The sequence below is a fragment of the Streptococcus sp. 1453 genome (genome assembly GCF_013276955.1).
Lineage (GTDB): Bacteria > Bacillota > Bacilli > Lactobacillales > Streptococcaceae > Streptococcus.
In genome coordinates this window covers 564-21,021 of the sequence record NZ_VMLZ01000017.1, presented here as the reverse complement: position 1 = coordinate 21,021, position 20,458 = coordinate 564, and the positions used below count along the sequence as shown (strand labels likewise).

At 40.8% G+C, this 20,458-nt stretch carries 23 protein-coding genes and 1 pseudogene; 2 read left to right on the top strand and 22 right to left on the bottom strand.

The window, feature by feature from the left end:
* Positions 1 to 75: 75 nt before the first annotated feature.
* The gene (rlmD, locus tag HW098_RS09200; RefSeq protein ID WP_176139908.1) at positions 76 to 1,431 is read right to left on the bottom strand and encodes a 23S rRNA (uracil(1939)-C(5))-methyltransferase RlmD; all 1,356 of its coding nucleotides are present in this window, start codon (positions 1,429 to 1,431) and stop codon (positions 76 to 78) included.
* 37 nt (positions 1,432 to 1,468) lie between these two features.
* Between rlmD and recX the strand changes: the two genes are divergently transcribed.
* Positions 1,469 to 2,245: a recombination regulator RecX gene (gene recX, locus HW098_RS09195; protein ID WP_050243263.1), complete on the top strand. Its 777-nt coding sequence runs from the start codon at positions 1,469 to 1,471 to the stop codon at positions 2,243 to 2,245.
* An 88-nt stretch (positions 2,246 to 2,333) separates the two neighbouring features.
* On the top strand, positions 2,334 to 2,867 hold the full coding sequence (locus tag HW098_RS09190) for a DUF402 domain-containing protein (protein ID WP_000775321.1): 534 nt from the start codon (positions 2,334 to 2,336) through the stop codon (positions 2,865 to 2,867).
* A 71-nt stretch (positions 2,868 to 2,938) separates the two neighbouring features.
* Here the strand turns inward: HW098_RS09190 and HW098_RS09185 are convergent, their stop codons facing one another.
* From HW098_RS09185 to HW098_RS09085, 21 genes and pseudogenes are all read right to left on the bottom strand, one after another.
* Positions 2,939 to 3,706, bottom strand: coding sequence for an epoxyqueuosine reductase QueH (locus HW098_RS09185; protein WP_050243264.1), 768 nt, complete (start codon positions 3,704 to 3,706; stop codon positions 2,939 to 2,941).
* A gap of 136 nt (positions 3,707 to 3,842) precedes the next feature.
* Positions 3,843 to 5,465, bottom strand: coding sequence for a chaperonin GroEL (gene groL, locus HW098_RS09180; protein ID WP_176139907.1), 1,623 nt, complete (start codon positions 5,463 to 5,465; stop codon positions 3,843 to 3,845).
* A 15-nt stretch (positions 5,466 to 5,480) separates the two neighbouring features.
* Positions 5,481 to 5,765, bottom strand: a complete 285-nt coding sequence (groES, locus tag HW098_RS09175; RefSeq protein WP_000917315.1) for a co-chaperone GroES — start codon at positions 5,763 to 5,765, stop codon at positions 5,481 to 5,483.
* 151 nt (positions 5,766 to 5,916) lie between these two features.
* On the bottom strand, positions 5,917 to 6,312 hold the full coding sequence (locus HW098_RS09170; RefSeq protein WP_000282439.1) for a single-stranded DNA-binding protein: 396 nt from the start codon (positions 6,310 to 6,312) through the stop codon (positions 5,917 to 5,919).
* A gap of 77 nt (positions 6,313 to 6,389) precedes the next feature.
* Positions 6,390 to 7,151, bottom strand: a complete 762-nt coding sequence (locus HW098_RS09165; protein WP_176139906.1) for an SDR family NAD(P)-dependent oxidoreductase — start codon at positions 7,149 to 7,151, stop codon at positions 6,390 to 6,392.
* Between the two features lie 41 nt (positions 7,152 to 7,192).
* Positions 7,193 to 7,819: a YtpR family tRNA-binding protein gene (gene ytpR / locus HW098_RS09160; protein WP_176139905.1), complete on the bottom strand. Its 627-nt coding sequence runs from the start codon at positions 7,817 to 7,819 to the stop codon at positions 7,193 to 7,195.
* A gap of 15 nt (positions 7,820 to 7,834) precedes the next feature.
* Entirely contained in the window at positions 7,835 to 8,152 is a 318-nt protein-coding gene (locus tag HW098_RS09155; protein WP_176139904.1) for a thioredoxin family protein, read from the bottom strand.
* Positions 8,149 to 8,448, bottom strand: coding sequence for a DUF4651 domain-containing protein (locus HW098_RS09150; RefSeq protein ID WP_004237301.1), 300 nt, complete (start codon positions 8,446 to 8,448; stop codon positions 8,149 to 8,151). Before HW098_RS09150 ends, HW098_RS09155 begins: the two co-directional genes overlap by 4 nt.
* A gap of 209 nt (positions 8,449 to 8,657) precedes the next feature.
* Positions 8,658 to 8,855, bottom strand: a pseudogene (locus HW098_RS09145) (N-acetylmuramoyl-L-alanine amidase family protein); the annotation flags it as partial.
* Between the two features lie 243 nt (positions 8,856 to 9,098).
* Positions 9,099 to 9,773: a LiaF domain-containing protein gene (locus tag HW098_RS09140; RefSeq protein WP_176139903.1), complete on the bottom strand. Its 675-nt coding sequence runs from the start codon at positions 9,771 to 9,773 to the stop codon at positions 9,099 to 9,101.
* A 4-nt stretch (positions 9,774 to 9,777) separates the two neighbouring features.
* The gene (locus HW098_RS09135; protein ID WP_176139902.1) at positions 9,778 to 10,224 is read right to left on the bottom strand and encodes a LytTR family DNA-binding domain-containing protein; all 447 of its coding nucleotides are present in this window, start codon (positions 10,222 to 10,224) and stop codon (positions 9,778 to 9,780) included.
* Between the two features lie 219 nt (positions 10,225 to 10,443).
* Positions 10,444 to 10,947 (bottom strand): phosphatase PAP2 family protein, encoded by a 504-nt coding sequence (locus tag HW098_RS09130; protein WP_176139901.1) that lies wholly within the window; start codon positions 10,945 to 10,947, stop codon positions 10,444 to 10,446.
* A gap of 95 nt (positions 10,948 to 11,042) precedes the next feature.
* Entirely contained in the window at positions 11,043 to 12,803 is a 1,761-nt protein-coding gene (locus HW098_RS09125; protein WP_176139900.1) for an ABC transporter ATP-binding protein, read from the bottom strand.
* A complete protein-coding gene (locus HW098_RS09120) occupies positions 12,793 to 14,562 on the bottom strand; it encodes an ABC transporter ATP-binding protein (RefSeq protein ID WP_176139899.1) in 1,770 nt (589 codons plus the stop codon). Before HW098_RS09120 ends, HW098_RS09125 begins: the two co-directional genes overlap by 11 nt.
* Positions 14,537 to 15,007, bottom strand: a complete 471-nt coding sequence (locus HW098_RS09115; protein ID WP_173234951.1) for a MarR family winged helix-turn-helix transcriptional regulator — start codon at positions 15,005 to 15,007, stop codon at positions 14,537 to 14,539. Before HW098_RS09115 ends, HW098_RS09120 begins: the two co-directional genes overlap by 26 nt.
* 176 nt (positions 15,008 to 15,183) lie before the next feature.
* The gene (locus tag HW098_RS09110; protein WP_172934439.1) at positions 15,184 to 15,900 is read right to left on the bottom strand and encodes a YebC/PmpR family DNA-binding transcriptional regulator; all 717 of its coding nucleotides are present in this window, start codon (positions 15,898 to 15,900) and stop codon (positions 15,184 to 15,186) included.
* Between the two features lie 670 nt (positions 15,901 to 16,570).
* On the bottom strand, positions 16,571 to 17,986 hold the full coding sequence (ply, locus tag HW098_RS09105) for a cholesterol-dependent cytolysin pneumolysin (RefSeq protein WP_176139898.1): 1,416 nt from the start codon (positions 17,984 to 17,986) through the stop codon (positions 16,571 to 16,573).
* Positions 17,987 to 17,996: 10 nt separating this feature from the next.
* Entirely contained in the window at positions 17,997 to 18,407 is a 411-nt protein-coding gene (locus HW098_RS09100) for a hypothetical protein (RefSeq protein ID WP_078137214.1), read from the bottom strand.
* Entirely contained in the window at positions 18,400 to 19,008 is a 609-nt protein-coding gene (locus tag HW098_RS09095) for a hypothetical protein (protein ID WP_176139897.1), read from the bottom strand. The genes HW098_RS09100 and HW098_RS09095 overlap by 8 nt, the downstream gene beginning before the upstream one ends.
* Before the next feature lie 12 nt (positions 19,009 to 19,020).
* Positions 19,021 to 19,479: a DUF4231 domain-containing protein gene (locus HW098_RS09090; RefSeq protein ID WP_176139896.1), complete on the bottom strand. Its 459-nt coding sequence runs from the start codon at positions 19,477 to 19,479 to the stop codon at positions 19,021 to 19,023.
* A gap of 311 nt (positions 19,480 to 19,790) precedes the next feature.
* Positions 19,791 to 20,458: hypothetical protein (locus HW098_RS09085; RefSeq protein ID WP_240149482.1), on the bottom strand; the 668-nt coding region annotated here is incomplete at its 5' end.

The following is a 20,458-nucleotide window of genomic DNA, read 5'->3' as shown; positions in this document are numbered from 1 at the left end:
TTGACCAACGGACCAGAGTTGGTATTTTCAACTCTTACTATTATACCGACTTTTCAAACTTTGTCAACACCTTTTTTAAAATTTTTTAATTAATTTTACAACTGCTTCAGTTCGAGCGGTGTGTGGGAACATATCGACCGACTGGATATAATGGAGATCATATACTTTTACTAAGCGCACTAGATCACGAGCCAAGGTCGAAACATTACAAGAAATATAAACCATTTTTTCTGGTACATAAGTAAGAATAGTATCTAATAACTTATCGTCCAGACCTGTACGTGGTGGATCCACAATCAAAGCATCTGCTCGGTATCCTTCCTTGTACCAACGAGGAATAATCTCTTCTGCTGTTCCAGCTTCATAATGAGTATTGTCAAATCCCATTATTTTAGCATTTCGCTTGGCATCTTCAATGGCTTCTGGAATAATATCCATACCTCTTAGTGTTTTAACTTTCTTTGCGAAAGCAAATCCAATCGTTCCAACTCCACAATAAGCATCAATCAAATGGTCTTCTTTAGTAACATCCAAGGCTTTTACCGCCTCGTTATAAAGAACTTCTGTTTGTTCAGGATTTAGCTGATAAAAAGCTCGAGGGGATAGTGAAAATTCATAATCGAGAACACCTTCTTGAATACTCTCTTGTCCCCAGATAATCTCTGTCTTTTCACCATAAATCTCACTGGTTTTAGCTGTATTTGTATTCACAGCTACTGTCACAACTTCTGGAAAATCTTTAACTAAGTCTTTTACTAGTTGGGTTAAATTAAGCTGACGATTTGTGACAATAATAATCTGAACCTGTCCAGTCTTTCTTGCTCGTCGAACCATTATAGTTCTAACACCTAGAACTTTTCTCTCATCCGTGATTGGAATTTGGTGAAAAGTAAGTAATTCCGCTAGACGATTAGCAATCACTTGGGTTTCCTTATCTTGTACCAGGCAGTCTTTCAACTCTACCAAATAATGAGAGTTCTGTGCATATAAGCCCGCCTTGACCTGATTCTTAAATTTTCGAGTCTGAAATTGTAACTTAGCACGGTAGTACTTTGGTTCCTGCATACCAATCGTCGGGCGGATTTCATAATTTTCATATCCTGCAGGGGCAAATTTTTTCAGCGCTTGATGAAGCAAGTCCGTCTTGAACTCCAGCTGCTTATCATAATGCAGGTGCATGATTTGGCAGCCTCCGCACTCATTGTAAATAGTACATGCTGGCACAACACGGAATTTAGACTTCTTGTTGACCTTCAGTAATTTTGCCTCTACAAAGTTACGTTTAATAGAAGTAATCTGACAATAGATATCTTCACCTTTGAGAGCACCCGGCACAAAGACTAATGTTTTTTGATAAAAGCCGATTCCCTCACCATTAATTCCCATGCGCTTGATTTTTAATGGTATTTTTTGTTTCACTTTCAGATTCATACCCCTATCTTATCACATTTTGAGTTATAATAGAACTATGAAAATCACAAAACTTGAAAAGAAAAAAAGACTCTATCTGATGGAGCTTGATAATGGTGACAAATGCTATATCGCTGAAGACACAATTGTTCGTTTTATGTTATCGAGAGATAAGGTGATAAACGAAGAGGAATTGAAGGAGATTCAGGACTTTGCTCAATTTTCTTATGGTAAGAATCTGGCCCTCTACCATTTATCCTTTAAAGCACGCACTGAAAAAGAGGTCAGAGAATATCTAAAAAAATACGATATTGATGAAAACATAGTTTCTCAAGTCATTGCTAATCTTAAAGAAGATAAGTGGATCAATGATAGCCAATACGCTTATGCTAGCATCAATGCTAATCAACTTTCAGGAGACAAGGGGCCTTATGTACTGACTCAGAAACTAACACAAAAAGGGATTTCAAAATCCACTATAGAAGAGATACTGAAAGAATTTGATTTTTCGGAAGTTGCTCAACGTGTAGCCAATAAACTGTTGAAAAAATATGAGGGAAAGCTTCCAGCTCGTGCCTTACAAGATAAAATTATCCAGAATATGACCAATAAGGGTTTTTCCTATTCTGATGCTAAAATTGCCTTTGACTACTTAGATAGCCAAGTCGACGAAGAAACAACTCAAGAACTCATCTTCAAGGAACTTGATAAGCAATATGCTAAGTATGCTCGAAAGTATGAAGGATACGAACTGAAGCAGCGTTTAACTCAAGTTTTAGCACGAAAGGGCTACGATTTTTCGGATATAGCAAGCGCTCTTAGAGAATATCTTTAATATTTCCAAGTGAAATTCACAGATTTTAGATAATTTTATGGTACAATAGTAAATGATAAACTTATAAATTGTAGAAAGTTGGTTAGTTATGAAGCTTCCAAAAGAAGGCGACTTTATTACAATTCAAAGTTATAAGCATGATGGGAGTCTCCACCGAACTTGGCGGGACACCATGGTACTAAAAACAACAGAAAACGCCATTATTGGTGTCAACGATCACACACTTGTTACCGAAAGTGATGGTCGTCGTTGGGTCACTCGAGAACCGGCTATTGTTTACTTTCACAAGAAATATTGGTTTAATATCATTGCCATGATTCGTGATAATGGAACTTCTTACTATTGCAATATGGCTAGCCCCTACTATCTGGATGAAGAAGCACTGAAGTATATTGATTACGATTTGGATGTTAAAATTTTTACAGATGGGGAAAAACGTCTCTTGGACGTTGAAGAGTACGAACGTCACAAACGCAAAATGAATTATTCTGATGACTTGGACTATATTTTAAAAGAACATGTCAAAATTCTTGTTGATTGGATTAACAATGGACGTGGTCCTTTCTCAGAAGCCTATGTAAACATTTGGTACAAGCGCTATGTAGAACTAAAGAATCGGTAAAGTTGTCAAACTAGGGTGAAAGCCCTGGTTTTTTTTATTTGAAAAACCCAGCTTTACAGCTGGCCTTATCCTTATATATCTAATTTCGTAACAGTAAATTTGATATGGGAATAGTCTTTTTCAACATCCTTATCAAGCATGAATGCTGTGGCATCTTTCTTAACCTGAACCAGATCAATATTCTGAGCTTGGGCTGCATAGACGCATCCACAATAACATTGACGATAGATATCATACTCTTCACACATCTCTACCGAACGTTTGTAGCCTTGATTTTTCTTGAAATCGCTGGGAAGATAGTGGGTTGTATAAATTTTTTGCACATCGATTCCAATGCTGTTGATGGTTTGAGAATTCTTATGAGGACTGATGGTCAAAGCTGAGCCAAAGTAGTCAAAACCCAAGTCCATAGCCACTTGCGCTGTCTTATCCAGTCGGTAGTCAAAGCAAACCTTGCAACGATCGCCTCCTTCAGGCTCTTCCTCCAATCCTCGAACCAGTTTACGATATTCGTTAGGTTCATAAGGAGCTTCTAGGTATTGAACGTTATTGCCAGTTCGCTCATTGAAATCACTGACAAATTTTTGGGTGACGTAAGCCCGCTTATGGTATTCTGCCTTGGGATGGATATTGGAATTAGCAAAATAGATGGTCACATCTGCATACTTGGTCAAATATTCTAGTGTATAGGTACTACAAGGGGCACAGCAAACATGCATGAGAATAGTTGGCCGCTGCTCATTTTTCTCCCATACTTGTACCATTTTCTGCATAACACGGTCATAATTAATCTTCTGATTGGGATTCATCTTGCTCAGAATTTCTTCTACATCAATCATGTTATTCTCCTTTTTCTAGTCTTATTTTATCATATAAGTTAGGAGAGCTCAAATCTATTTAGAAGTGAATATCATAAAAAGAGGGTTAGTCATTCCCTCCTTTTGTGTTTTTTATAAGTTGTTTTCTGTAGAAATCTTACATCATCCCACCCATCATGCTTGGATCCATTGCTGGAGCTGGGGCCACTGGTTCTGGCTTATTGGCTACGACTGCTTCTGTTGTCAAAATCAAGCTGGCTACAGATGCTGCATTTTGAAGAGCTGAACGGCTCACTTTAACTGGGTCGATGATTCCCTCTTCAATCATGTTGACCCACTCGCCAGTTGCTGCGTTAAAGCCTGTACCAAGCTCAGCATTTTTCAAACGATCGATAACGATAGAGCCTTCAAATCCTGCATTGTGGGCAATTTGACGAACAGGTTCTTCCAAGGCACGGAGAACAATATTGCGTCCTGTTGCTTCGTCTCCTGTCAATTCCAAGGCAGCAACAGCTGGAATCACATTGGCAAGAGCTGTTCCACCACCTGCAACAATACCTTCTTCAACAGCTGCACGAGTAGCGTTAAGGGCATCTTCAATGCGGAGTTTCATTTCTTTCAACTCAGTTTCAGTTGCAGCTCCAACCTTGATAACTGCAACACCACCTGACAATTTTGCCAAGCGTTCTTGCAATTTTTCACGGTCAAACTCAGAAGTTGTGGTTTCGATTTGAGACTTGATAACCGCAACACGGTGAGAAATCGCTTCAGGATTTCCAGCACCTTCTACGATAACAGTGCTATCTTTGTCCACGGTTACTCTAGCTGCTTGACCAAGCGCCTCAATCGTAGCATCTTTCAACTCAAGACCAAGGTCTTCAGTGATAACTGTTCCGCCTGTCAAGATGGCAATGTCTTCGAGCATAGCTTTGCGGCGGTCACCAAAACCAGGTGCCTTGACCGCTACCACGTTGAAGGTTCCACGAATCTTGTTCAATACAAGGGTTGGAAGAGCTTCGCCATCCACATCATCCGCAATAATCAAGAGTGGACGACTGCTTTGAAGGATACTCTCGAGGAGTGGCAAGATTTCTTGGATATTTGAAATCTTCTTATCGGTAATCAAAATGTATGGATTTTCGAGGTCAGCCACCATTTTTTCGCTATCTGTCACCATGTACTGTGAAAGATAACCACGGTCAAATTGCATACCTTCCACAACTTCAAGTTCTGTTTCCATACCACGTGACTCTTCGATAGTTATGACACCGTCTTTTCCAACTTTTTCCATGGCTTCAGAGATATATTCGCCAACTTTTTCAGAACGAGAAGAGACGGCGGCAACCTGAGCAATGGCTTCTTTATTAGCAACTGGAATGGCATTGTTTTTCAAGGCTTCAACTGCTGCGGTAACTGCTGTTTCAATCCCACGACGAATGCCGATTGGATTTGCGCCTGCTGTGACGTTCTTAATTCCTTCACGAACGATAGCTTGAGTCAAGACTGTTGCAGTAGTTGTCCCGTCACCAGCAATATCATTGGTTTTTGAAGCTACTTCTGATACCAATTTGGCACCCATATTTTCAAAATGGTCTTCCAACTCGATTTCTTTGGCAATAGTCACACCGTCATTGGTAATCAAAGGTGAACCGAATGTTTTTTCAAGAACGACATTACGACCTTTTGGCCCCAAGGTTACTTTAACAGTGTCTGCAAGGATATCGACACCACGGACCATAGCTGAACGAGCATCAGATGAAAATTTAATTTCTTTTGACATACTTACTTTCTCCTTCTATTCTTCAATGATAGCCAAGATGTTAGCTTCGCCTACGATGATGTACTTTTCATCGCCATCTTTGACGTCGAGACCTGCGTGAGCTTCAACTAAGACACGGTCTCCAGCTTTAACGCTTGGAGCAACCAAGTCACCGTTCAAGGTACGAACACCTTGTCCAGTAGCCACAACTTTGGCTGTTTTGGTTTTTTCTTGGGCTGAGCCTGCAAGGACAAAGCCTCCAACAGTTTGTTCTTTTTCTTCGATTTTCAAGACCACACGGTCTCCTAATGGTTTCAACATCTGATTTCCTCCATAAATAGATAGTATTAGCACTCTTTACACTTGAGTGCTAATTCATAGTTCTATTGTATCACTTGGTCAGAAATAGTCAAGAAAAAAGTCTGACTTTCTCAAGATAAAAAGCCTGAGACCAACTCAGACTTTTTAATGCTTAAAATGGCAATTCTTCCTCTTCCAAGACCAAATCCGCCAAATCTTGGCCTGCATTATTTTCACGCATGGCACGTTGAGCACGACTTTCCAAGAGTTGGAATCCAGTAACAAGTACTTCGGTCACGTAGTTCATCTGGCCATTTTTCTCAAAACGACGGGTACGTAATTCTCCATCCACTGAAATGAGACTACCTTTAGTTGCGTAGCTGGCCAAGCTTTCTGCCAGTCTGCCCCAAAGGACCATATTGACAAAATCAGCTTCACGCTCCCCATTTTGGTCTTTGTAACGACGGTTGACTGCAATAGTTGCTCGCGCTACTGACTTGTCATTGTTAGTTTTGTGCAATTCTGGTGTAGACGTTAAACGTCCAATAAGAATAACTTTATTATACATATTTTCTTCCTCCTACTTATCTATTCGTAGGAAATCAAAAAAAGTTACAGAAATTTGTAACTTTTCGAGGAAATTTTTTACTTTTTATGAACCATGAAACCTGTCGCCTGTTGATTGGCCATGATGGTCATATCTGTAATCTGCACACGACGAGGTTGACTGGTCACATAGACCACTGTGTCTGCGATGTCTGGTGCCTGCAAGGCTTCGATTCCTTGGTAAACGGACGCAGCTCGCTCTTTGTCACCATGAAAACGCACTGTAGAAAAATCTGTTTCGACAATTCCAGGCTGAATGGTCGTCACCTTGATATCCGTTGCGATTGTATCAATTCGCAGACCATCTGAAAAGGTCTTAACCGCTGCCTTGGTCGCTGAGTAAACAGCGGCACCAGCATAGGCGTAGATTCCTGCGGTTGAGCCCATATTGATGATATGTCCTTGATTAGCTTTTACCATTGCTGGCAAGAAACAGCGAGTGACTGCCATCAAACCTTTGACATTGGTATCCAGCATGGTCAACATATCCAGCTCTTCATAATCCTGATAGGGTGCTAAACCTAGAGCCAAGCCTGCATTGTTGACCAGAATATCAATCTGACCTATCGTTTCTAGAATATCAGAGCAGACAGTCTTTACCATGTTCATATCCGTGACATCTAGTGGAAAGGTCCAAATTATTTGATTTGGGAAGGCTTCTGCAAACTCAATTTTTAAGGCTTCAAGTCTGTCTATCCGTCGACCTGTTAGAACGACATTCTCACCCTGCTCCAAATAAGCACGCGCAATCGCTTTACCAATTCCTGATGTCGCTCCTGTAATCACAACATTTTTTGCCATCTTATTTCCTTCTAGCTGGTCTATCAGATACTGACAACTTCCTAAACAGTCCAGTGTTTAGCTGGGTCAAATGGAGTTCCGACAACTTGGTCTTCTGATAATTCAATAATACCACGTTTTTGCGGAGCATTTGGCAAATGCAATTCACGAGGACTACACATCATGCCAAAACTCTTTTCACCACGAAGTTCACCTGGGAAAATGAGATTCCCTTTTGGCATCATAGCTCCAGGAAGAGCTACAATGGTTTTCAACCCAAGACGCGCATTAGGAGCCCCTGCAACGATTTGCACTGTCTTGTCACTTGCAACTGCAACTTGGCAGATGTTGAGGTGGTCACTATCTGGATGAGCTACCATCTCGACAATTTCACCAACAACAAACTTAGGTTCCCTGTCATTGACAATTTCTTCTTTAAAATCTTCCGCCTGCAATTCTTGGTTCAAACGAGCGACTTGCTCATCTGATAAAAAGACTTGACCACGCTCTGCAATTTCAAATAAACTTGAAACTTCGAAAATATTCCAAGCAACTGTTTCTCCATTATCTTTGAGAAAAACACGGGCTACCTTGCCCTTGCGTTCTACATCCAGTTTAGCATCTCCGCTATTTTTCACGATGACCATAAGGACATCACCGACATGTTCTTTATTATATGTAAAAATCATTGTTTCCTTTTTCTCCTATTTCAGTCCTGCTAAAAAGTCGTTAATTTGTTGCTTGCTTTTACGGTCGCGATTGACAAAACGACCGATTTCCTTATCCTTTTCTAGAACAACAAGGCTAGGAATTCCGTAAACATCCCAGAGTTTGGCCAAATCCATATACCGATCTCGATCCACTCGAATAAAGGTGAACTCTGGATTGGTCTCCTCAATTTCTGGTAAGACAGGATAGATATAACGACAATCGCCACACCAGTCCGCCACAAAAAGAAAGACTTTCTTGCCATCTTTTTCTACTAAAGATGCCAATTCTTCTAAACTTGCTGGTTGTATCATAAGACTTCCTCCTCATAGACTAGGTCTTCATTTTCATAGACAAAGGTATAATGACGGCCATCCTCAAAAATGACGCCACCAACCAAGCTCTCTAGACTGCTTTCATAAACTTGAACATAGAGGGTCGCAATTTCCCCCATGTCTGAAAAATAGTCTCGCACAATCGCTGTCAACTCTTCCTGAGTCTTCATGAGCTTACGGTCATCTGCAACTTTTTTCGTAGCAAGGGCAAGGCTCCCAATACCAAGCAGGGCCAGACCTGCCATCCACATTTTTTTAGCTTTCATACCATTCATTTTAACACAAAAAAGGCTTTAGGACAAATGAGGAAACAGAAAAAAAGCAAGTAAAAAGCCTCTTCCTTAAAGGAAAAGGACTTCTTATACTCAATGAAAATCAAAGAGCAAACTAGGAAGCTAGCTGCAGGTTGCTCAAAACACTGTTTTGAGGTTGTAGGTAAGGCGACACTGACGTAGTTTGAAGAGATTTTCGAAGAGTATTATTCTTATTGCCAGGCACCTGAATTGCCAACGTAGTAACCATCAGGGGTGTAGGTATTGCGAAGCATCTTACCTGATGAAGCCAGATAATACCACTTACCATTGTCTTTGATCCAATCATTCGCTTGCATGGCACCAGAAGAACTTACATAATACCATTCTCCCTTGTCATAAACCCAAGCGCTTACTTTCATAGCTCCTGAGCAATTAAAGGTTCAAAAAGCTGTCCAATATCATTCATTTTTTTAAAAACATTTGACACTACATCATCCACGCTGTAGGACATAGATACATCAAACGTAAGAGCCAAAATATCGAAAAATATACAACTTTTAAAGGCAACATTTCATTTTTTAAAGTCTAACAACCATAGAACTGAAATCAGAGCAAGGCATCAATTTCCTACTCTTAGTACGCCTATTTTGATGATTGAAGTGAAGATTTTTTTATTTAACGTAGACAATCCCCAATTTCCCAAAAGCCACATCTCCACGGATAATCAAGGTTTTACTTGTTGGGGCTAGAGAAGTATCTGCCTTGGCTACACCACAGAAAGTTTCCACCTTCAAATCAACTCTCCAATGTTGGGGAACATAGATAACTGCCTTTCCAAAACCAACTTCTACTTTCAGGGTTGCAGTATCTCCTAAAATCTCTGCATTGTCGTAATATATCTTGGCATCGCCAAAACCAACTTCTACTTGATCCTCTACCAATTCTTGATTTTGCTTGTAGAAAGTCCCAGTCCCAAAAGCAACTTCCTTATCTGTAAGAATGTTTTTTTCACCATCATACCACCATTTTTTTCCATTCCAAGTTCTGTTAGAATGAGTGAGTGCGCTGACACCCATTACGATTAAAATACTAGCTAAAATAAGCGAAATAGGAGATAGCTGAATCCAATCATAAAAAAGATTCACTATATTTAATGCTGTTAATGCTAAAAAAGTGGCACTTGTCCAATGATGCCTAAGGGAAGATTCTATTGCCTTATACAATAGAAAAGCGATAAAGACAAAAGGAGAATACTTAGTCTCCAAAGATGGAACACCATAATGTCCCTGTAATAAAATCCATGCTGCCAATACTAGCAACACAATACCAAATGCTTTCTTTTTCATGTTCTTACCTCATGTTTCTTAGATTTTCTTTTAGGAGGGATTGGTAATGCCGTGACACATGAACCTCCTTATGAGTCTGATAAAAGGAAATGGTGCCCGTTCCTGAAAAGGACTTGTCCACCGAATAGATTTGCTGAATATTAGCGATAGTTGACTTGGATACCCGACTAAAATAACGAGGAAGGATAGCCTCTAACTCATAGAGTTTAAGCCGAACCTCGTAGGCATTTTTCTGGGTATGGGCGTAAATCTTGCTACCTTCCGTCTCAAAGAAGAGAATTTCCGATAAATCCAGATAATATTCACCCGTCCCCTTGTAAAAAATCAACCTAGGAGACTTGGATTCTTGCAAGAGGCGCTGTAAATCCGCAATCTCATCTGTCAAAGCCGCTGCCTTGATGACAATTTCAGTTTCCTCTAAATTGCTGTCAATTTCGATTCGTAACTTCATTCCATCTCCTTTCTGACTCTACTATATCAAAGGAAAAATAAGAAAACAAGGGCAAAAAAGCAAGTGGTTACTTTAGGCACGTAAGTGGTTCTAGGACCGCCTTATACTCTTCGAAAATCAAATTCAAACCACGTCAGCGTCGCCTTACCGTACTCAAGTACAGCTTGCGGCTAGCTTCCTAGTTTGCTCTTTGATTTTCATTGAGTATTAACTTACAGGTCAACATAGAAAGAAAAGCACACCCCACACAAGACCACAAATATAACCAACTACTACATCCTTGGGAAAATGCACGCCACCTAGTACTCTTACTAGACCGAGGAGGGCTGACAAGACCAACAAGGTAACCCCTACAGATAAACTAGCATGTAAGCAAGCCATGGAGATAATGGTTGCTGAAAAGACATGACGACTGGGCATTGACTGACCAGGACTATCTCTGTCAAGCAAGGGTTTAATATCCCATTCCTCATAAGGCCTAAGGGCATTGATTTTCTTACGAAGAAAGGACAAAATCACAAAACCTGATGCAGGGATAAACAAATAGATTCCGACCTGTTTCCCAAGTCCTTCTTGGAGATAGGTAGTTGCTAACAAGGTTAGATAAACTATAGGTATAACTACTGTCATAAACCGATTGAAAGTTCTTAACAAACTAAAAAGGAATGGTTTACTTTTAATGTTACCAGCCATGTGGTCATACCATTCTTGATAATTTTTCATATATTTTCTCATCACTTACTCAAATTTTGCTTACAGGGAAGCACTTTTCTTCTAGTATAGTGCAGAAAAAGAAGGCCGTCAAGCCTTCTTTCGATTTATTCTTCTGCTTCGTCTTCTGTAAATTGACTGTTGTAGAGGTCAGCGTAGAAACCAGCTTGCGCCATCAGCTCATCATGATTTCCTTGCTCGATGATATTTCCATCTTTCATGACGAGAATCAAATCAGCATTTCGGATGGTAGACAAGCGGTGGGCGATGACAAAGGAAGTTCTTCCCTCCATCAAACGATCCATGGCTTTCTGAATCAATTCCTCCGTCCGTGTATCAACAGAAGAGGTCGCCTCATCTAAAATCAAGAGCGGTGCATCTTTCAACAAAGCACGAGCGATAGTCAAGAGTTGTTTTTGCCCGACAGACAAGGTCACCGTGTCATCCAAGACTGTATCGTAACCATCTGGTAGGGTCATAATAAAGTGGTGAATCCCTACAGCCTTGCTAGCTTCAATCACGCGCTCATCACTAATCCCCTTTTGGTTATAGATGAGATTATCTCGGATAGTGCCTTCAAAGAGCCATGTATCCTGCAAGACCATTGAAAAGGCTTCGTGTACTTCCGAACGCTTCATCTCCTTGGTATCCACGCCATCGATGCGGATACTTCCCTTATCAATCTCATAAAACTTCATCAAAAGATTGACAATGGTTGTCTTACCAGCTCCAGTCGGTCCGACAATGGCAACCTTTTGCCCTGCATGAGCGGTCGCAGAAAAGTCATGGATGATAGTTCTCTCTGGTGTGTAACCAAAGGAAACTCGATCAAAGACCACTTGACCTTTCATATCGCTCAATTGTCTTTCTTTATGGGATTCGTCTCCCATTTCCTCTTCAGCTAGAAATTCGAAGACACGTCCCATGGCTGCACTAGCCTGCTGCAAACTAGTAATCCCTTGGGCAATTTGTGAAAGGGGCTGAGAAAAGATACGAACGTAGGCCATAAAGGCAACGATAATCCCGATACTGATGTGTCCATTTAAGGCCAAGGCTGCACCAACGATAATCACCAAGGCATAGCTAAAGTTCCCAATAAACATCATAATCGGCATCATAATCCCTGAAATAAACTGAGATTTCCAGATACTATCATACAGACGATGATTTAATATTGCAAATTCTTCTTTCGTGCTCTCGATAGCATTGTAACTGGTCACCACATTATGGCCAGAGTACATTTCCTCCACATAACCATTGACAGCTGCCAAATCTTGTTGCTGACTCTTAAAGAAGCCCTGGGATTTGCCCATAAAGACGGATACAAATGCAAATCCAACAAGGGTTGAAACAACCGTCACCAAGGCTAAAATCCAGTTCATCCCAAACATGGTTACCAAGACTGCTAAGACCAGTAAACTAGATGAAAGAACTGTTCCCAGACTTTGATTGAGGGACTGGGCTGCAGTGTCAACGTCATTGGTTACACGAGACAAGGTATCCCCCTGAGAATGTCCATCAAAATATCCCAATGGTAGGCGATTAATTTTCTCTGCAATCGCTCTTCTCAAACGCTCTGAAAAACGTTGAATGGCTGTTGTAAACAGAAAGGCCTGTAAATAATTTGATAGAAGTCCGATCACATAAATCACGGCCAAAAAACCACCAATAGCTGCAACCGCCGCGACATCCACACTTGTTTCCAGACCACTGGCAATAATATTAGTCATTTCCTTGATGCGAGTCGGCCCATAAACAGTAATGATATTGGATACGATTGTTGCTAGAAAGGCTATCAGAAGGGCAAACTGGAGGCCTGCAAGATAGGGTTTACTCTGTTTCCAAAGAGACATTTTCTTATTTTCCATGTTCCAATTCCTCCTTCGATAGTTGTGAATAGGCAATTTCTTGGTAAACTTCGTTATTAGCTAGAAGTTCCTTGTGGGTGCCTTGTCCCACGACTTTTCCTTGATCCAAGACCAAAATCAAATCAGCATCCATAATCGTTGAAATACGCTGTGCGACGATAAGCTTGGTCATAGACTTGGTTTTCTCTGCTAGCTCTTGGCGTAGGACACGGTCTGTCTTGTAGTCCAAGGCTGAGAAGGAGTCATCAAAGATGAGGATTTCTGGCTTCCGAGCCAAGGCACGCGCAATTGCCAGACGTTGTCTTTGACCACCTGAGAAGTTGGTTCCTCCTTGGGCCACTTCTGACTCTAAGCCCGCTTCCTTGTCTTTGATAAAGTTCTTAGACTGGGCCAATTCCAAGGCTTGCCACATAGCTTGTTCACTAAGCGGTGTTTCTTGGCTGCGTCCAAAGTCTAGATTAGCCTTGACATCGCCTGAAAAGAGAACCGCTTTCTGAGGAATATAACCAACCTTGTTGCGCAAATCTTCTAAGGCATAGTCTTGAACATTGACACCGTCCACCAGAATCTCTCCTGCTGATACGTCGTAGAATCGTGGAATCAGATTAACTAGAGTTGATTTACCAGAACCTGTTGACCCAATAAAGGCCACTGTTTGACCAGCGTCTGCTTTAAAGCTAACATGCTCGATAACTGCCTCTGAATTTGCCGCATAGCGGAAGGTCACATCCTTAAATTCGACCTGACCTTTGAGGTTTTCATCAGCCAGCTGCACTTGAGCAGGGTTTTTGATAGAAGAATGCAAATCTAAAACTTGGTTGATCCTCTTAGCAGAGACCATAGTTCGGGGAAGAACGATGAAGAGTGCTCCCATGAGAAGGAAGCCCATGACAACCTGCATAGCATAAGACATGAAAACAATCATGTCACTAAAGAGAGGCAGACGCGCTATCGGAGCAGCGTCGTTAATCACATAGGCCCCAATCCAGTAAATCGCCACACTCAAACCACTTGAAATCCCCATCATGATAGGGTTCAAAATAGCCATAAGACGGTTGACAAACAAATTCAAGCGTGTCAATTCATCATTTGCTGATGCAAATTTTGCATTTTGGTATTCTTCAGCATTGTAGGCACGAACGACACGAATACCTGTTAAACTCTCACGAGTGATACTGTTCAGCTTATCTGTTAGCCCCTGAATCAAGGACTGTTTTGGAAAGGCTAGCGTCATCAAAACAGTCGTCATCAGGACGTTGACAATCACTGCTACAAGTACGGCCCAGAGCCAGTATTCCGAATGGCCTAAAATCTTCCCGATAGCCCAGATAGCCATAATTGGACCACGCGTAACCACTTGCAAGCCCATGGTAATCAACATCTGAACTTGAGTAATATCATTGGTGGTACGAGTTAAAAGACTGGGAATAGAGAATTTCTTAATCTCCGTCTGCGAGTAATCCAAAACTCGGTTAAAAATATCACTTCTCAGCCTACTAGTATAAGAAGCCGCCACTCGGGATGCAAAAAATCCAACTGCAACTACGGACAAGAAGGCAAGAAAGGACATTCCCACCATCATGCTTGCCGGCTGCCACAACTCATCTAAATTAGTTCCTTGACTACCTAGCAAATCCGTAATTTTCGAGATATAGGTCGGCACTTCCAACTCTAGATAGACCGAAAAGCAAGTAAAGAGAATGGCTAGTAAAATCATCCCCCATTCTTTTCTACTAATTCGTTTGGCTAATTTCTTCATTCTCTCCTCCTATTCCCTTGATATTTGCCTGTAGTTGACCGAGAACTTTCTCAAAAATCAGTAATTCATCTTCATCAATGTCTTCCATCAACTGCTTGTCTATCCGTTCAAAAAAAGCCTTAACCTCTTGCATCTGAGAACGTGCTTTGTCCGTCAAACGAACAAATTTTGCCCGCTTATCGCTAGGACTCGCCTCCAATTCCACCAAACCATTTTGCACCATACGCTTAACCAAATTACTAGCAACAGACTTGGTAATATTGAGTTCCTGCTCGATATCTTTAATCAAGACCAAGTCTTGGTTTTTCTCACGATTATCCAAAAAACGCACAACCTGACCTTGAGGCCCACCCATAAATTCAATACCACAACGTTTGGCTTCCTTTTGCACCATCAGGTGAATCTGATGACCAAAACGCTTAAAGACTAACATCGGTTTATCCATACTAACTCCTTTCTAACCATTGCATTTAGTTCTCCTAGGAACTAAATAAGTTTTCATGAGAACTATTTTACCACTTTGAAAAGAGATGTCAAGAAAAAGTTTCCTAGAGAACTATTTTCTTGATCCAAAAAATCCCAAGTGATTTTTTCACTTAGGATCATGTTCTCTAGGTTAAATTAGAACCCATCTACGTTTGTGTAGATTTTTTGTACGTCTTCGTCGTCTTCAAGAACGCTGTAAAGTTTTTCAAAGGTTTCAAGGTCGTCGCCTGACAATTCCACTTCTGACTGAGGAATCATTTCCAATTCAGTCACTTGGAATTCTTGGATACCTGACTCACGAAGGGCAACGATAGCCTTGTGAAGGTCAGTTGGCGCTGTGTAAACTGTGATTGTACCTTCTTCTGCTTCTACATCATCCACATCCACATCCGCTTCGAGCAATTGCTCAAAGACTGCATCGGCATCTTCACCTGCAAATACGATAACACCCTTGTTGTCGAAGAGGTATGAAACCGAACCTGAAGCACCCATGTTTCCGCCGTTTTTACCAAAAGCTGCACGGACATTGGCCGCTGTACGGTTGACATTTGAAGTCAAAGTATCAACAATCAGCATAGAACCATTTGGTCCAAAACCTTCGTAACGTCCTTCTGTAAAGGTTTCGTCTGTGTTTCCTTTTGCTTTATCAATCGCTTTATCGATAACGTGTTTTGGCACTTGGGCTTGTTTAGCACGGTCGATAACGAATTTCAAGGCTGAGTTTGATTCTGGATCTGGATCACCTTTTTTAGCTGCTACATAGATTTCTACACCAAATTTTGCATATACTTTAGAGTTAGCTCCATCTTTAGCCGTTTTCTTGGCTACGATATTGGCCCATTTACGTCCCATTAGGAATCTCCTTTTTTCACATTTTAATCTTTCTTATTATAACACAAGTTTTTTCGATTTTCACTAGAGGAAATAGATTTTATTCAGTAAATCAAGCTAGGATGACACTTTTGTTGCCAAGATGGTCTTGCCTTTCTATCCTTATCAACATTCAAAAAACAAACTAGATCATTATCTGAAAATAGAAAGTTTCAGCCAAGTTTGACAAAGTCCGCTCAAGCTACTGTTTTGAGGTTGTAGATATAACCGATAAAAACCATTATACTGCACCTTTTGTTGACAGTCTACTCCAGACGTATCATAGTTCAAGTAAATACTTTGAAATTCAACAGTTCTTATAGGCGCTATTGCATTCTAAGAAATCAATAGAAGAGTTTCTAAACAAAACCATAATTTATGTGTTCCTGAAACAGAAATTTATGCTCTTTTTGATTTTACATAATACTGAAGTTAGACTAGTACACTGGCACTTCTAAAACAAGCAAAAGGTAGCTAATCCCCTGTATAGCAAGGAGTTTCACTACCCTTTTTACTTTTTTACACATCCTATTTGATAGACTCATTTTAATATCACGAGCCTAGTCCAAAGGAAAATCGCTAGGCAAGAGATAAACTTTCAGATATTCGCAGAGAGATAATCGCCTCTTTTTGTCGCAAACATTCTTCCTTCCTAGTCATTTTCTATCTTATCCTCTACCTGAGGATAAAGAGTCGTTCCCCAAATAGAAATCGTCCGCTTACGCACTAGGGGCAAATCAGTTTTTTCATAAACCGTACGCCACCATTCCCAGGCAAGCCCAGTACACTCTCTAATTTTGACAGAGAGATTGCGAACATTCCCTTTTAAAGGAATACTAGTGGTAAAATGAGCCGTCAAATCCTGGCCATTTCTGTCCCAAGCCTTAGGAGTCAAAACTTCTTTACCTTGATAATCATAGGATAATTCATCCCAAGTAATGTAATATTGAGCAACATAGGCACCACTATGATCCAAGAGTAAATCTCCGTTTCTGTAAGCTGTCACCTTAGTCTCAACATAGTCCGTACTGTTTTGAAAGGTCGCAACTACATTGTCCCGTAAAAAAGAAGTTGTATAGGAAATCGGCAAACCTGGATGATCGGCTGTAAAGCGACTGCCTTCTTGAATCAAGTCCTCTACCATATCCACCTTGCCTGTTACAACTCGGGCACCCGAACTTGGGTCGCCCCCTAAAATAACCGCCTTCACTTCTGTATTGTCCAAAATCTGCTTCCACTCTGTCTGAGGAGCTACCTTGACTCCTTTTATCAAAGCTTCAAAAGCAGCCTCTACTTCATCACTCTTACTCGTGGTTTCCAACTTGAGATAAACCTGGCGCCCATAAGCAACACTCGAAATATAGACCAAAGGACGATCAGCAGAAATTCCTCTCTGCCTCAAATCCTCTACCGTTACAGTATCTTGAAACACATCTCCTGGATTTTTAACAGCATCTACGCTGACTGTATAATAAATCTGCTTAAAATTAACAATCTGAATCTGCTTTTCACCCGAATGGACAGAGTTAAAATCAATATCAAGAGAATTCCCTGTCTTTTCAAAGTCAGAACCAAACTTGACCTTGAGTTGTTCCATGCTGTGAGCCGTGATTTTTTCATACTGCATTCTAGCTGGGACATTATTGACCTGACCATAATCTTGATGCCACTTGGCCAACAAATCATTTACCGCTCCGCGAACACTTGAATTGCTGGGGTCTTCTACTTGGAGAAAGCTATCACTACTTGCCAAACCAGGCAAATCAATACTATAAGTCATCGGAGCACGATCGACCGCAAGAAGAGTGGGATTATCCTCTAACAAGGTCTCATCCACTACGAGAAGCGCTCCAGGATAGAGGCGACTATCGTTGGTAGCCGTCACGGAAATATCACTTGTATTTGTCGACAGGCTCCGCTTCTTTCTTTCGATAACAACAAACTCATCGGGTAGCTGATTCCCCTCTTTGATGAAACGATTTTCAATACTTTCTCCCTGATGGGTCAAGAGTTTCTTTTTATCGTAATCCATAGCTAGTATAAAGTCATTTACTGCTTTATTTGTCATCTTCTACCTCCTAATAAGTTCCTGGATTGAGTTGCATAAACTCAGACTTGTTCAGCGAAATCAGCCGTGGTTGGACTAAGTGATCCAAAACTTCCTCGTATAATTCTTCTGAGACATTACGTCGCCGTCTGGCTAGATAAGAAGTCGGAATGACCGTATTATCCAACATAAATACCTTATCTAAGTCAATCAAAGTTGGTCTTGTAAAAGGATTACGAGCTAGATCCGGCTCTTCTATCATAAAGTTCTTGACCAAACGTCTGGTCAAGAGAGCTGGTTTGAAGGTCTGATTTTTAACCAACTCTTTGTTTTTAGTCGTGCTGTTGTCAATACAAATATACATATGATTCTTCACAGCCAAATCGCTACTAATAGTCGGAAAAGGCAAATAAAGAGCTACAACATCTCCTCTCTTAATCAAGCAAGAGTACCCCCTTTTCTCCTAATGTAACATAGACAGGATTGACCAAGTCTTCTGATTGACTCAGAATTTCCAAAGTTTGAGTTTGGCGCGCTGTCAATTTAGTAGCATCTTGTCTCTTCAATACAAAATGCTTGTCGCCAATTACCTTGACACTATAATCCTTCTCCAAAGCTGACTGGTAAATCCACATCAGATATTGTCTGTCCTGAGAACTCAAGAGAGAAGGATGTTCAAGCCTCCCGACAGCCTGATAAAAATCAAAAACAGGAGCCAACTCCTGCCAATCTGGCTGGCTAGTTGTCAAGGCTAGAAAAAGGGCTTTGCGAGCTGATACTTCTTGGTTAGCTTTGAGAGTCCCTTTCCCCTCCAAGTTTTTTAGAAAGTGGGAAACTCCAGAAAGCAAATCTTTCTCTAACTGCGAGAAATAAAAACCTTGCCTTCCCAGACATAAGTCTCTCAAGTCGCTTTCTCTAGCAAATAAGAGTTCAAACAGTTGATAGTAAAAGAAAAATATCTGGCACTGAGTCGCGCTCATCTTTTCCTTATCGGCTTCTTTTTTTAACCAGAGCAAGGGCAATAGGTAGCTGGATTGATACATTTCCTCCACCTCCTACTCTTTTTTCTCTGGAGCATCTGCACTAGCTGCCACTTCTTTTGACTGGATACTTTCCCACTGGTTGATTTCCTCTGAGATAAGACCTTCGCATGTCTTGACAAATAGGGCAAAAGCCTTGGTTTTTCCTGCATATTTCTCTGTTTGACATTGATAGAGGAATTTTTCCCTTTCCAGGAGTTGCGCAGTCTTTTGGTAAGAAATCCAGTGTTCCTTGGCATTATACAAATTGAGAATCCCCTCACACAGCAAGCCGAGACTGGATAAGGCAACCGAAATCAAACGGTAGCGATCACCTGGCATAGGAATAGCACAAAAGACAGCTATGAGGAAACCTGCCACGATTTCTGTTATTTTTAATACCTTATAGCGTCTACGATGTTGAACGCTTTTCTTTAAAAAATGAGCTATCTGTACGTCCAATCGATCTGTCAGGTATATTTCTTCTGGCGTCATATTCGTAATCCCTTTCATTTACTTTGATAATCATAGTATAACATATTTGAATATCAAAGTATAGTAAAAACTGAACTATAACTTATTATAAAATCCAAATATGAAATGTTTGTGAAATAAGGGAAAAATATCACAAAAAGGATGGAACAAAAAGTTTCAAAATGATAAAAACGCATAATACCTTGCCTTAAAAAGCTTGATATTATGCGTTTTATCAGAGAAAGATTTTCTGAACGTTCACCTCAAATTGAGTTTTTCCAACATTCTTTCAATCACTATTCTAGCTAGTTTCCGACTAGTCTAAGCTTGACTTATCTTAGCTGAGCAAGAATAGCTTTGAGTTTCTCAATCAACTCATCTTCTGTGTGGTCAGACTCTTTCTCATTAGCTAGGAAAGCAACTGCTTGAGCGAGAGCTTCTCGTGCTTGGTCGAGGACTTTGACATCTACATTTGTAAGGTCGCTTTCTTGCAGAACCTTAGTCAATTCCTTGGTCAATTTCTTGAGTTCTGACTCTTTCTTACGACGAGCGATGAGGAAGAGAAGGAGACCAAGAAGGGCGAGGAGGCTCGCAATCATCGTACCGTATGGAAGATGACCTTGCTCTTTACTTGTTTCTTGCATTTCTTCTTCATCCTTAGTCGCTTGCTTGCCTTTCAAGGATTCGAGGGCTTCTTTGACCTTAGCAGTCATCTCTCTCAATCCTGCCTCTGTCAAGTCAGCATTTCTAAGGGCTTCTTGACCCTCTCCGAGAATGATCTTAGCAGCGTCGATGACAGATTGATCAATACCATCCAAGTCTTTCAAACGAGTTTCCAAGTCTTGAATCAAATCTCTTAAGACTGATTTATTAACCTGTTTCTCTTGACTTGATTGACTACCACCAGCAAAGGTTACACTTCTTCGGCTACGGGTTGGTGGTGTCACACTGGTGTTAGTGTTGCCACCATTGTTGGTATTACCACCATTGTTAGTGTTGC

Coding starts and splice junctions, on each gene's coding strand:
- rlmD (WP_176139908.1), bottom strand. CDS start 1,431: ATGAATCTGAAAGTGAAACAAAAAATACCATTAAAAATCAAGCGCATG.
- recX (WP_050243263.1), top strand. CDS start 1,469: ATGAAAATCACAAAACTTGAAAAGAAAAAAAGACTCTATCTGATGGAG.
- HW098_RS09190 (WP_000775321.1), top strand. CDS start 2,334: ATGAAGCTTCCAAAAGAAGGCGACTTTATTACAATTCAAAGTTATAAG.
- HW098_RS09185 (WP_050243264.1), bottom strand. CDS start 3,706: ATGATTGATGTAGAAGAAATTCTGAGCAAGATGAATCCCAATCAGAAG.
- groL (WP_176139907.1), bottom strand. CDS start 5,465: ATGTCAAAAGAAATTAAATTTTCATCTGATGCTCGTTCAGCTATGGTC.
- groES (WP_000917315.1), bottom strand. CDS start 5,765: ATGTTGAAACCATTAGGAGACCGTGTGGTCTTGAAAATCGAAGAAAAA.
- HW098_RS09170 (WP_000282439.1), bottom strand. CDS start 6,312: ATGTATAATAAAGTTATTCTTATTGGACGTTTAACGTCTACACCAGAA.
- HW098_RS09165 (WP_176139906.1), bottom strand. CDS start 7,151: ATGGCAAAAAATGTTGTGATTACAGGAGCGACATCAGGAATTGGTAAA.
- ytpR (WP_176139905.1), bottom strand. CDS start 7,819: ATGATTTTTACATATAATAAAGAACATGTCGGTGATGTCCTTATGGTC.
- HW098_RS09155 (WP_176139904.1), bottom strand. CDS start 8,152: ATGATACAACCAGCAAGTTTAGAAGAATTGGCATCTTTAGTAGAAAAA.
- HW098_RS09150 (WP_004237301.1), bottom strand. CDS start 8,448: ATGAATGGTATGAAAGCTAAAAAAATGTGGATGGCAGGTCTGGCCCTG.
- HW098_RS09140 (WP_176139903.1), bottom strand. CDS start 9,773: ATGAAAAAGAAAGCATTTGGTATTGTGTTGCTAGTATTGGCAGCATGG.
- HW098_RS09135 (WP_176139902.1), bottom strand. CDS start 10,224: ATGAAGTTACGAATCGAAATTGACAGCAATTTAGAGGAAACTGAAATT.
- HW098_RS09130 (WP_176139901.1), bottom strand. CDS start 10,947: ATGAAAAATTATCAAGAATGGTATGACCACATGGCTGGTAACATTAAA.
- HW098_RS09125 (WP_176139900.1), bottom strand. CDS start 12,803: ATGGAAAATAAGAAAATGTCTCTTTGGAAACAGAGTAAACCCTATCTT.
- HW098_RS09120 (WP_176139899.1), bottom strand. CDS start 14,562: ATGAAGAAATTAGCCAAACGAATTAGTAGAAAAGAATGGGGGATGATT.
- HW098_RS09115 (WP_173234951.1), bottom strand. CDS start 15,007: ATGGATAAACCGATGTTAGTCTTTAAGCGTTTTGGTCATCAGATTCAC.
- HW098_RS09110 (WP_172934439.1), bottom strand. CDS start 15,900: ATGGGACGTAAATGGGCCAATATCGTAGCCAAGAAAACGGCTAAAGAT.
- ply (WP_176139898.1), bottom strand. CDS start 17,986: ATGACAAATAAAGCAGTAAATGACTTTATACTAGCTATGGATTACGAT.
- HW098_RS09095 (WP_176139897.1), bottom strand. CDS start 19,008: ATGTATCAATCCAGCTACCTATTGCCCTTGCTCTGGTTAAAAAAAGAA.
- HW098_RS09090 (WP_176139896.1), bottom strand. CDS start 19,479: ATGACGCCAGAAGAAATATACCTGACAGATCGATTGGACGTACAGATA.